Origin of the sequence: Pseudomonas sp. Ps21-P2 (genome assembly GCF_039672565.1) — a bacterium.
Lineage (GTDB): Bacteria > Pseudomonadota > Gammaproteobacteria > Pseudomonadales > Pseudomonadaceae > Aquipseudomonas.
This window is the reverse complement of the sequence record NZ_JBDFPL010000009.1, coordinates 321,750-332,045: the sequence shown is the minus strand read 5'-3', so window position 1 is coordinate 332,045 and position 10,296 is coordinate 321,750. Positions and strand designations below refer to the sequence as shown.

Here is a 10,296-nt window from a genome sequence, read left to right as displayed (position 1 = left end):
GGCGCGGGCCCACGGAGCGAGACCGGAGTGAAGGAACCCCGACGCAGGAGGGGCCCAACCAGGAGCACAAGCCCTTGGTTACTTGGGGCTTTATCAAGTAACTCGCCGAAGGCGAAACAGTCTGCCCCTAGGCAGACGCTTTTGATCTTCGCGGACTAAGCAACGCCGTAGATCCGGGGACAGATTAATTTACGATGAAGCGCTGTAAATAAATCAGTCCCCTGAACGCCTCACCCCACATCTATCTCCACCACATCCCCCACCAGCCGCACTGGCCAGGTCCGCAATCGCAACGCCGCATCCTCCAGACACGTACCGTCCTTGAGTCGGTAATGCTGCTTATATAAAGGCGAAGCGATCACAAGATCCCCGCCCAAACTGCCAATCAACCCCCGACCAATCACATTCACCCCCGTGACCGGATCGCGATTGTCCACCGCGAACAACTGCGGCGCGCCGCCGAGAGACGCCACATAAAACAGCGCCACCTGCGCAGTGCCCACCAGCGCCACCACACCGGAATTCAGCACCAGATCCTCACGCGTACAGACCGCGCGCCACATCTGAGTTTTCGGCAACTCCATCACTGCTGCATTGGCCTGGCTCATCGTGCAACCTCCACTGCGGCAATCAGATTCAACTCTTCAGCGCGCGCCGGACGACGCTGGCTGCGCTCCTTGACGAAATGAATGTCCGGGTCGGCGCCTTTGTCATTGACGAACGTGCGGAAGCGCTTGAGTTTCTCCGGGCTCTTCAGCGCGTTCGCCCATTCACACTCGTAACGGTCGACCACCAACTGCATCTGCGCCTCCAGCTCGGCGGCGAGCCCCAGGCTGTCGTCGATCACCACCGCTTTCAGAAAATCCAGCCCGCCTTCCAGGGACTCGCGCCAGACCGAGGTCCGCTGCAACTTGTCAGCGGTGCGGATGTAAAACATCAGCACGCGGTCGATGTAACGAATCAGTGTCTCGTCGTCCAGATCGGTGGCGAACAGCTCGGCGTGGCGCGGGCGCATGCCGCCATTGCCGCACACGTACAGGTTCCAGCCGTTCTCCGTGGCGATCACGCCAATGTCCTTGCTCTGTGCTTCGGCGCATTCACGGGTGCAGCCGGACACCGCGAATTTCAGCTTGTGCGGCGAGCGAAGGCCTTTGTAGCGGTCCTCGATGTTGAGCGCCATTTGCACGCTGTCCTGAACGCCGTAACGGCACCAGGTGCTGCCGACGCAGGATTTCACCGTCCGTGTCGACTTGCCGTAGGCATGGCCGGTCTCGAATCCGGCAGCGATCAGCTCGGCCCAGATGTCCGGCAGCTCATGCAGCTGCGCGCCGAACAGGTCGATGCGCTGGCCGCCGGTGATCTTGGTGTACAGGTCGTATTTCTTCGCGACCGCGCCGATCGCGATCAGGCCGTCCGCAGTGATCTCGCCCGCCGGGATGCGCGGCACAACCGAATACGTGCCGTTCTTCTGCATGTTGGCCATGAAGGTGTCGTTGGTGTCCTGCAGCGGCACCAGCGACGGGTCCATGATCGGCCGGTTCCAGCACGAGGCGAGAATCGAGCCGACGGTGGGTTTGCAGATGTCGCAACCCAGATGGCCTTTGCCGTGGCGGGCAAGCATCTCGTCGAAGCTTTCGATGTTTTCCACGCGGGCGAAGGCGTACAGCTCCTGCCGGGTAAAGGCGAAGTGCTCGCACAGACTTTTATCGACGGCCACGCCGCGGGCAATGAGTTCGTGCTCGAACACGCTTTTCAGCAGCGCCGTACAGCCGCCACAACCGGTGGCTGCTTTGGTGCAGGCCTTGAGCCCGGCAAGATCGGTGCAGCCACCATCGATGGCCGAGCAAATTGAGGCTTTGCTGACGTTGTGGCACGAACAAATAGTCGCCGTGGCGGGCAGGGCATCGGCACCCAACGTCGGCGCGCCGTCGCTGTGGGGCAGGATCAGGCTCGATGGATCGGCGGGCAGCTTGATGCCGTTCTGCGCGTATTGCAGCAGGGTGTCGTAATAGCTGTTGTCACCCACCAGCACGGCGCCGAGGACTTTTTTGCCATCGGCCGACACCACCAGACGGCGATAACTGCCGCTGGCCTCGTCGATAAACCGGTAACTGCGCGCACCCGCCAACGCACCATGGGCATCGCCGATGGAGCCGACATCGACGCCGAGCAGTTTGAGTTTGGTCGACATGTCGGCGCCGAAAAAAGGCTCGGCGACCTGGCCGCACAATTGCGCGGCGACATTGCGCGCCATTTGATAACCCGGCGCGACGAGGCCAAAAACGCTGCCGTTCCAGGCCGCACACTCACCGATGGCGAAAATGTCGGCGTCGCTGGTGCGGCAATGTTCGTCGATGGCGATGCCGCCGCGCGGGCCCAGCGCCAGCTCACACTGGCGGGCGAGGGCGTCTTGGGGGCGTATGCCGGCGGAGAAGACGATCAGGTCGGTTTCGAGGAATTCATCGCCGGCGAAATTCATCCGGTAGCGGTATTCCTCACCCGCGCTGATGGATTGCGTCGCGCGAGACAGATGCACGCCAACGCCCAGCGCTTCGATGCGCGCCTTCAGGGCGGCGCCGCCGTGGTCATCCAGCTGCACCGGCATCAAGCGTGGCGCAAATTCAACCACGTGGGCTTCCAGACCCAGCGACTTCAGCGCGTTGGCCGCTTCCAGTCCCAACAGCCCACCGCCGACCACCACACCGCGTTTCGCCTGACTCGCCGCGGCGCGGATGGTGTCGAGGTCGTCCAGCGTGCGGTAGACCAGTCGCGAGTTGCCTTCAGCACCTTCGATGGGCGGAACGAAAGGATACGAACCCGTCGCCAGCACCAGCTTGTCGTAACCAAAGCTGCCCTTGGCGGTGATCACTTCGCGCCGCGCCCGGTCGATTTCCAGCACCGGCACGCCCAGGTGCAGCGCAAGCCCGGTCTGCTCATATAAAGAAGCTGCGCTCATCGCCAGTGACTCGGCGTCGCGACCGCCAAAGTATTCGGACAGGTGCACGCGGTCGTATGCGCGCTGGCCTTCCTCACCGAACACATGAATGCGGTAGCGCTCAAGGGCTCCGGCGGCGATCAACTGCTCGACGCAGTGGTGACCCACCATGCCGTTGCCGATGACGATCAGGGTTTGGACGTCGTTGAGTGGGGCGACTGTGGTGGTCATATCGAGTCCCGGCCAAGGCCAATCAGGTTTTTTGAAAGCAAAAAAAAGGCGCCCGGAACCTCTCGGTTCCAGGCGCCTTTGCCTGTTCTTTATGGGTTGCCGCGCGACCACAGTGTCGACGTCAATCTGGTGAGCCCGATGCCGTGGACGGCTGGCGGTCCGCGTTGACCGGCCAGGGCTGCCAACCGCGTGTTCAGGCTGGACTTGATAAGGGACGTAGCAATGGCTGTGCCAGCGGGCAATATCAAGGCATTGGCCCCGTTTCGTTCCGGCCAGACGCGTACGTTTTACGGGTAGAAGCGTGATCGTAAGCCGATCTCATCACCCTCGAGAGCAGACGGTTCCGGCTCGAAAAGGGTGCGATTTACCCTGGTGCGCCCCACGGTGAAGCTCAGCGTCCATTCATCACATTAGCAAAATCCACTGAATACCTCCGCTGCACGTCCCTCGGCCACGCTGGCCTGCCGTTTGCAACACCGTGCCCGCAGGCAATCAACGCCGATTGCCATATTCACGACAAAGGCGCCGTGTGCTCTCCGTTTTTCAACGGCTGAGAACAGGGCGTCTTTTTTTGCTTTCAGGAAACGGAATATGGCGAGCAACAGCGTAAAGAGCGTGTGTCCTTATTGCGGCGTTGGCTGCGGCATCGTCATGCAGGTCGAGGACAACCGGGTCATCAAGGTGGTTGGCGACAAGACCCACCCGAGCAATTTCGGCCGCCTGTGCACCAAAGGCACCACCTGTGGCCAGGCGATTGCCGAGTCCGGGCGGATGGAGTCGGCGTACATCCGCCATCAGCGCAGCCACGAGCCGGTGCGCGCGGAAATGGACGCCGCGATCAGCGAAACCGCCCGGCGCTTGCGTGGGATTCTGGACCGCGACGGCCCCGCCGCACTGGCGTTTTACGTCTCGGGGCAGATGTCCCTGGAGGCGCAATACCTGGCCAACAAACTCGCCAAAGGCTTCGTGGGCACGCCCAATATCGAGTCCAACTCGCGGCTGTGCATGGCGAGCGCGGGCAGCGGCTACAAGCTTTCATTGGGCGCGGACGGGCCGCCGGGCTCTTACGATGACTTTGACAAAGCCGACCTGTTTTTCGTGATTGGCGCCAACATGGCTGACTGTCACCCGATCCTGTTCCTGCGCATGATGGACCGGGTCAAGGCCGGGGCGAAGCTGATCGTTGTCGATCCCCGGCGCAGCGCCACCGCCGACAAGGCCGGGCTGTTCCTGCAAATCAAACCGGGTACTGACCTCGCGCTGCTCAATGGCCTGTTGCACTTGCTGGTGGAGAACGGCGACACCGACGCCGATTTCATCGCCTCGTTCACCCAGGGCTGGGACGTCATGCCCGAGTTCCTCGCCGAGTACACGCCGGCTTACGTCGCGCAGGTCACCGGCCTGGCCGAAGCCGACATTCGTCAGGCGGCGCGGATGATCGGCGCGGCGCAGGAGTGGATGAGTTGCTGGACCATGGGCCTGAACCAGAGCACCCACGGCACCTGGAACACCAACGCGCTGTGCAACCTGCATCTGGCGACCGGGGCAATTTGTCGGCCCGGCAGCGGTCCGTTTTCCCTGACAGGCCAGCCGAATGCCATGGGCGGAAGGGAAATGGGCTACATGGGCCCCGGACTTCCCGGACAGCGCTCGGTGTTAGTGGACGCCGACCGCCGCTTCATCGAAGACCTCTGGAACATCCCGCACGGCAGCATCCCGCACCAGCCCGGCGGCGGCACCATCGACCTTTTCGAGCAGATGCGCGACGGCGTGATCAAGGCCTGCTGGATCATCTGCACCAACCCGGTGGCCAGTGTCGCCAACCGCACTTCGGTCATCGACGCCCTGAAGACTGCCGAACTGGTCATCACCCAGGACGCCTTCCTCGACACCGAAACCAATCGCTACGCCGACATCCTGTTGCCGGGCGCGCTCTGGGCCGAGGCGGAAGGGGTGATGATCAACTCCGAACGCACCCTCAACCTGACGCAACAAGCCGTCGATGCGCCGGGGCAAGCGTTGCCGGACTGGCAGATCATCGCCAGGGTCGCCTGTGAAATGGGCTTCGCCGACGCCTTCAGTTACGCCTCTGCGGAGGAGGTGTTCGAGGAAATCAAGCAGGCGTGGAACCCCGCCACGGGCTACGACATTCGCGGCGCGAGTTATGGGCGGCTGAGGGATCAACCGGTGCAGTGGCCGTGCGCCCCAGCCGACGAGCACACACGCAACCCGATCCGTTACCTGAGCGATACCGACGCACAACCCGTTGAGGCAGCGACACGTCCTGCGATCCTTTTTCCCACCGCAAACGGCAAGGCGGTATTTTTCCCACGCCCGCACATGGCGCCGGCTGAACTGCCCAACGACGCATTTCCCATGGTGCTCAACACCGGCCGCCTGCAACACCAATGGCACACGCTCACCAAGACCGGGAAAGTGCCGACACTGAACGCGCTGAACGCGCGGCCGTTCGTCGAGCTGCACCCCGACGATGCCCTTGGGCTGGGCATCCGCGAAGGCGATGGCGTCGAGATCCGTTCCGCGCGAGGGCTGGCGGTGTTGCCTGCGCTGATCAGCGACCGTGTGCTGCAGGGCAACTGCTTCGCGCCCTTTCACTGGAACGACGTGTACGGCGACAAACTGGCGATCAACGCAGTAACCAATGACGCCGTCGACCCCATTTCCCGACAGCCCGAATTCAAGTGCTGTGCGGTCGCTTTGCGCAAAGTCGAGCTGATCGGGCATCGCTTCCTCGATTTGCCCCAAGCCGAGACTGTGACGCAAACAGCGTCCGACCAAGCGCCGCTGTTGACGCTGCTCTGGGCATCCCAAACCGGGAATGCCGAAGCGTTGGCCCGGCAGTTCGGTGACCATTTGAAAACCGCCGGCGTGGCGGTTCAGGTCGCAGCGATGGACAGTTTTCCCTCGGAGCGTCTTGACCAGCTGCAGCACGTCGCACTGATCAGCAGCACCTTCGGCGACGGCGAATCCCCCGACAACGGGCAACAATTCTGGCAGTCACTGGCTGCCCGGAAAGCGCCTCTGGCGTCGCTGCGCTACGCCGTGCTGGCGCTCGGTGATTCAAGTTACGACCGCTTTTGCCAGCACGGCAAGAACCTCGACCAGCGCCTGCAACACTTAGGCGCTTCACCGCTGATCGCCAGAGTCGAGTGCGACGGCGAATACCAGGCCCAAGCAGACACTTGGTTCACAGGGTTGCAGCAGGCCCTGTCGCTGAATCTTCCTATTCCTTCAATCGTCGACAACGCACCGGTTTTTGGGAATCAACCGTCACGGACGCAGCCCCATCACGCGCGTTTGTCCCTCAACCGGCGTCTGAACGCAGACGGTGCCGCGAAGGACACGCGGCAACTGGCGCTGACCCTGGAAGGCTCGGGCATGACCTATGAAGCCGGCGACGCCTTGGGGGTCTGGCCGCGCAATTGCCCCGAGCTAGTCGATGAATTGATCAAGCTCACGGGACTGAACGCCGAGCAATCGGTGCGTGGCGTGAAGACGACCGACGTGCCGCTGCGTCAGGCGCTGGCCGAGCAATTCGAGATAGCACGACCGAGCGCGGACACCCTGGCATTCATCGCCGAGCGCAACGGCAGCAATGACCTGAAAACACTCCTGACCGAGCCGTTCAAGAGCGAGCTGAAGGACTGGCTGTGGGGCCGGCAGTTGGCCGACGTGTTGCGCGAGTTCCCGATTGCCTGCTCTGCGGAGGAGTGGCTTGACCACCTCAAACCGCTGCAGCCACGGCTTTATTCCATCGCGTCGAGCGCCAAGGCGCATCCCGATGAAGTTCACCTGACGGTTTCCGCCGTGCGCTACGGCCCGCGCAAAGGCGTTTCATCGACCTTCCTGGCCGATCGGGCGGGGGAGTGCGAGGTGCCCATTTTCCTGCAACCCACGCGGCATTTTCGCCCGCCCCTCGATGGCGATGTGCCGATGATCATGATCGGCCCGGGCACCGGGGTGGCGCCGTTTCGGGCGTTTCTGCAGGAGCGGCGCGCCCGGGGCGATCGGGGCCGTAACTGGCTGTTCTTCGGCGAGCAGCATCAGGCCACCGACTTTTACTACCGCGATGAGCTGCAAGGCATGCGGCAGGACGGCCTGCTGACCCGGCTGAGCCTGGCGTTTTCCCGGGATCAGGCAGAGAAGATCTACGTCCAGCAGCGCATACAGGAACAGGGCGCCGAACTCTGGCGCTGGCTGGAGGAGGGCGCGCACCTGTATATCTGCGGCGATGCCTCGCGGATGGCGCGGGATGTCGATCAGGCGCTGCGTCGTGTGATCAGCGAGAAAGGCGGCATGAGCCTGGAAAAAGCCGCCGAACAGTTGCGCTGTCTGACTGAGCAAAAGCGCTACGTGCGGGACGTGTATTAGCCGCGTTCGCTCACCCTGTGGCTGGCCGCTGAACCCCAACTGAACGGATTTCTCGATCAAACAAGAAAACCTTTGGATACCTGAACTTATCTGCCTTTTCTCCCTCTCATGCCGGTAGCCATTGATCGCGGCAGCCTGATAAGCTCGCGGCTTTACTCGTTTGCCCTATTGGCGCATGAACAAGGAAACAGAATGAAACAGCATCGGTTGGCAGCGGCGATTGCCCTGGTCGGTCTGGTACTCGCGGGCTGTGACAAGCAAGCCAGCACCGTTGAGCTGAAAACCCCGGCCCAGAAAGCCTCTTACGGTATCGGCCTGAACATGGGCAAAAGCCTGGCTCAGGAAGGCATGGACGATCTGGATTCCAAAGCGGTTGCGCTGGGTATCGAAGACGCCGTTGGCAAGAAAGAGCAGAAGCTCAAAGACGAAGAGTTGGTTGCAGCGTTTGGCGACCTGCAAAAGCGCGCTGAAGAGCGCATGGCCAAGATGAGCGAAGAGTCGGCAGCCGCCGGCAAGAAGTTCCTCGAAGAAAACGGCAAGCGCAAGGAAGTCACCACCACTGCTTCCGGCCTGCAGTACGAAATCATCAAGAAAGCCGACGGTCCAGTACCGAAGCCGACTGATGTCGTGACCGTTCACTACGAAGGCAAGCTGACTGACGGCAAAGTGTTCGACAGCTCCGTTGAACGCGGCAGCCCGATCGATCTGCCGGTGAGCGGCGTGATCCCGGGTTGGGTCGAAGGTCTGCAGCTGATGCACGTTGGCGAGAAGGTCAAACTCTACATCCCTAGCGAATTGGCCTACGGCGCACAAAGCCCTAGCCCAACCATCCCGGCAAACTCGGTTCTGGTCTTCGACCTGGAACTGCTGGGCATCAAGGACCCTGCAGCTGCAGGCGCCAATGATGCTGCTGCCGGCGCTGATGAAGAAGAAGAGGCTGCCCCGGCCGCTGAACCGGCCAAGCCAGCCGCCAAGAAGTAATCGTTCGAAAGACCGATTACCGCTTGAAAGAAATGCCCCGTCTCGACGGGGCATTTTCATTTCCGGGCCGATTTGATCGAACCGGCTTGAGCGGGCAGAGTCCCATGTCGGTCAGTCAACGGGCGTTAAGCCGGGATTTGTCGGAGGCTGCGCGTTGTTCGTTGGGCTTTGGCTAGCGCCGCAGGCCCGGAGAGTCAACGGTTTTTTGCGGGTTTTTATGTGTGTAAAAAACGCGCGATTTAACTGCGGACCCATTAGAACGGGCGTTCCGGCCCCGAAAAACGGGTCTGTTCACAAGGTTATCCACAATTTGTGTGGATAACCTTCAGGTGCGGAATCGGCGTACGCGTCGGTAGGCTGCCGCGACACACGCAGTAAGCCAGCAAGTCGATTTTTATCGGTAATCGTGGAGTAGATATGAAAGCACCCTGGAATCTCATTCGTTATCTGCCCATGGCCAAGCGCTTGATGGCGGCAGGTCGCCTGCCTGCATTGCTGTTTGCCGTTGCCGGCAAAACGGCCAGTGAGGGCGGTCGGCTGGGCAAGATCAAGGACGATTTGAAACTGCTTCAGGCGTTGTGCCTGGCCTACTGGCGCGGGGAATATCGCGCCATCAGCGGTAAGGCGATTCTTTCGATCGTGGCCGGCCTGATGTATTTCCTCAGCCCTCTGGATGCGATTCCTGACTGGATTCCGGGTCTGGGGATGCTGGACGACATCGCCGTGCTGGCGTGGGTAATGAAACACCTCGAGGCCGAGCTCAGCGCGTTCCGTGCCTGGCGCGAATTGCAGAACCCCGAAAAGCTCGCGGTGGTTGAGCGTCTGCCGGCGACGCCTGTGTTGCTTGAGCACGAGAAGAAGATCTGACAGCGGGTTTATGTGGGTGATTACTGTCGCCGTCCGCGATCCGTTGACTCCGCATACGCCAGTCGTCTCCCACCGCTGGTAAGATGCCGCCATACTTAGAAAAAGACTACGTAAAGGCGTGGTTTGTCCTACAGAGGGGGGGTGGTATGGATCTTCAGGTTATCTCGCGCGATGGAGAGCCGGAATATGCGGTGCTGCCATGGGCGCAGTATCAGGCCCTGTTGCGGGCCGCGGGTGTTGTATCCATGCCTGCGTCCGCGGCGGCGGCTCATACTGAGGCCTCTGGCGGCCAGCCCTCCAGCGCAACTGATCTTCCTTCATTCGATCAGCTAGGTGCATTACGCCAAGCGAAGGGCCTGGAAGTGGCGCAACTGGCGCGCACGGTCGGCATCAGCCCCTCTTACCTGGACCTGATTGAAAGCGGCGCCCGTGAGCCGGACGCGGCCATTCGCCGGAGTCTGGCGTGGGAGCTGGGTGTTGCGGGCTGGCGAGGTGAGGCATGAGCGTGCGCATCAGTCGCCAGCATTGGGACGGATTGCTCGCCGAACTGGACCTTGCCCGTCGCCAGCGTCATCTGGTGACCTATCGCGCGTTGCTGGAGCGCTTGCAGTTACCTACACCCGCCATGCAAACCCTGACCGCTGCCCTCGAACACCTCGCCGCCCTCGACGCCCGCGCCGAGCAGCCGTTGCGCAGTTCGTTGGTGATCAGTCAGGGCGCCAGCCGACTGCCCCGCACCGGGTTCTTTGAATGCGTCGAGCGTTTGGGCCGATTCTCAGGCCCTTCGGACGGCGTCGCCGCTGCCTCCTGGCACGCCTCGGAAGTGGCCCGAGTGTTTGAGTTCGAGTACCCGCAGCCGGTGAAACCGGAGTAGAGCAGGCGTCTGATTC

At 61.8% G+C, this 10,296-nt stretch carries 7 protein-coding genes; 5 read left to right on the top strand and 2 right to left on the bottom strand.

Annotation, left to right across the window (positions count from 1 at the left end):
- Positions 1-230 precede the first annotated feature (230 nt).
- Both nirD and nirB read right to left on the bottom strand, forming a co-directional pair.
- Positions 231-608, bottom strand: a complete 378-nt coding sequence (gene nirD / locus ABEH28_RS22900) for a nitrite reductase small subunit NirD (RefSeq protein WP_346631145.1) — start codon at positions 606-608, stop codon at positions 231-233.
- The gene (nirB, locus tag ABEH28_RS22895) at positions 605-3,166 is read right to left on the bottom strand and encodes a nitrite reductase large subunit NirB (RefSeq protein ID WP_346631144.1); all 2,562 of its coding nucleotides are present in this window, start codon (positions 3,164-3,166) and stop codon (positions 605-607) included. Before nirB ends, nirD begins: the two co-directional genes overlap by 4 nt.
- 591 nt (positions 3,167-3,757) lie before the next feature.
- On the opposite strand from nirB, the gene ABEH28_RS22890 reads away from it, so the two are divergent.
- From ABEH28_RS22890 to ABEH28_RS22870, 5 genes are all read left to right on the top strand, one after another.
- Positions 3,758-7,558: a bifunctional nitrate reductase/sulfite reductase flavoprotein subunit alpha gene (locus ABEH28_RS22890; RefSeq protein ID WP_346631143.1), complete on the top strand. Its 3,801-nt coding sequence runs from the start codon at positions 3,758-3,760 to the stop codon at positions 7,556-7,558.
- A gap of 192 nt (positions 7,559-7,750) precedes the next feature.
- Positions 7,751-8,539 (top strand): FKBP-type peptidyl-prolyl cis-trans isomerase, encoded by a 789-nt coding sequence (locus tag ABEH28_RS22885; RefSeq protein WP_037013885.1) that lies wholly within the window; start codon positions 7,751-7,753, stop codon positions 8,537-8,539.
- A 417-nt stretch (positions 8,540-8,956) separates the two neighbouring features.
- Complete coding sequence (locus ABEH28_RS22880; RefSeq protein WP_065986833.1) at positions 8,957-9,406, top strand: YkvA family protein; 450 nt, start codon at positions 8,957-8,959, stop codon at positions 9,404-9,406.
- 146 nt (positions 9,407-9,552) lie between these two features.
- Positions 9,553-9,909 carry a helix-turn-helix transcriptional regulator gene (locus tag ABEH28_RS22875; RefSeq protein WP_282373213.1) on the top strand — a complete coding sequence of 119 codons (357 nt, stop codon included), beginning with the start codon at positions 9,553-9,555 and terminating at the stop codon, positions 9,907-9,909.
- The gene (locus ABEH28_RS22870) at positions 9,906-10,280 is read left to right on the top strand and encodes a hypothetical protein (protein ID WP_192170934.1); all 375 of its coding nucleotides are present in this window, start codon (positions 9,906-9,908) and stop codon (positions 10,278-10,280) included. Before ABEH28_RS22875 ends, ABEH28_RS22870 begins: the two co-directional genes overlap by 4 nt.
- The last annotated feature ends 16 nt before the right edge of the window (positions 10,281-10,296 follow it).

Excerpts from the sequence above, each read along its gene's own strand:
- nirD (WP_346631145.1), bottom strand. The coding sequence starts at position 608 with ATGAGCCAGGCCAATGCAGCAGTGATGGAGTTGCCGAAAACTCAGATG.
- nirB (WP_346631144.1), bottom strand. The coding sequence starts at position 3,166 with ATGACCACCACAGTCGCCCCACTCAACGACGTCCAAACCCTGATCGTC.
- ABEH28_RS22890 (WP_346631143.1), top strand. The coding sequence starts at position 3,758 with ATGGCGAGCAACAGCGTAAAGAGCGTGTGTCCTTATTGCGGCGTTGGC.
- ABEH28_RS22885 (WP_037013885.1), top strand. The coding sequence starts at position 7,751 with ATGAAACAGCATCGGTTGGCAGCGGCGATTGCCCTGGTCGGTCTGGTA.
- ABEH28_RS22880 (WP_065986833.1), top strand. The coding sequence starts at position 8,957 with ATGAAAGCACCCTGGAATCTCATTCGTTATCTGCCCATGGCCAAGCGC.
- ABEH28_RS22875 (WP_282373213.1), top strand. The coding sequence starts at position 9,553 with ATGGATCTTCAGGTTATCTCGCGCGATGGAGAGCCGGAATATGCGGTG.
- ABEH28_RS22870 (WP_192170934.1), top strand. The coding sequence starts at position 9,906 with ATGAGCGTGCGCATCAGTCGCCAGCATTGGGACGGATTGCTCGCCGAA.